The organism is Mesorhizobium sp. M4B.F.Ca.ET.203.01.1.1 (assembly GCF_004791025.1).
Classification (GTDB): Bacteria; Pseudomonadota; Alphaproteobacteria; order Rhizobiales; family Rhizobiaceae; genus Mesorhizobium; species Mesorhizobium abyssinicae.
The window spans coordinates 1-368 of record NZ_SRUO01000113.1 but is presented as its reverse complement, the minus strand read 5'-3'; the positions used below and the strand labels follow the sequence as shown (position 1 = coordinate 368).

The 368-nt window shown below is 67.1% G+C and carries 1 protein-coding gene; it reads right to left on the bottom strand.

Annotation, left to right across the window (positions count from 1 at the left end; all coding sequences use genetic code 11):
* Positions 1 to 121: 121 nt before the first annotated feature.
* Positions 122 to 368, bottom strand: a 247-nt coding sequence (locus EN846_RS33880; RefSeq protein WP_210236144.1) for a hypothetical protein, incomplete at its 5' end; no start/stop codon positions are given.

Genomic DNA, 368 nt, shown 5'->3' with positions numbered 1-368 from the left:
CCCAGGATCGATGCCATCGAGATGAAGGAGATGAAGCCGTTGCGGCGCTTGGCGCGCAGGTAGCGCAGGCCGATGGCCACGGGAATGGGTTTGAACATGCAGGCACGCCGGTCAATTCAGCTTATGGTGCCATTGACCGGGCCCGACGGGAAACGCTGCGTGCGGCCACGGCCAGTCGCAGTTCACGTCGCTGCCCGGAATCGAGCACATCGGGCCAGAACAACAGGCGCTGGCGCCTGCCGCCCTCACGCCAGAGCAACAACAGCCAGGGGCCGCGCACGATCAGCCGCGGCGCATCGATGCCCTGCCCGCCCACCTGCAATGGCTCCGGAGGCAAGGGCAGAAGCAGCTGCGTGCGTGGCCTGCGC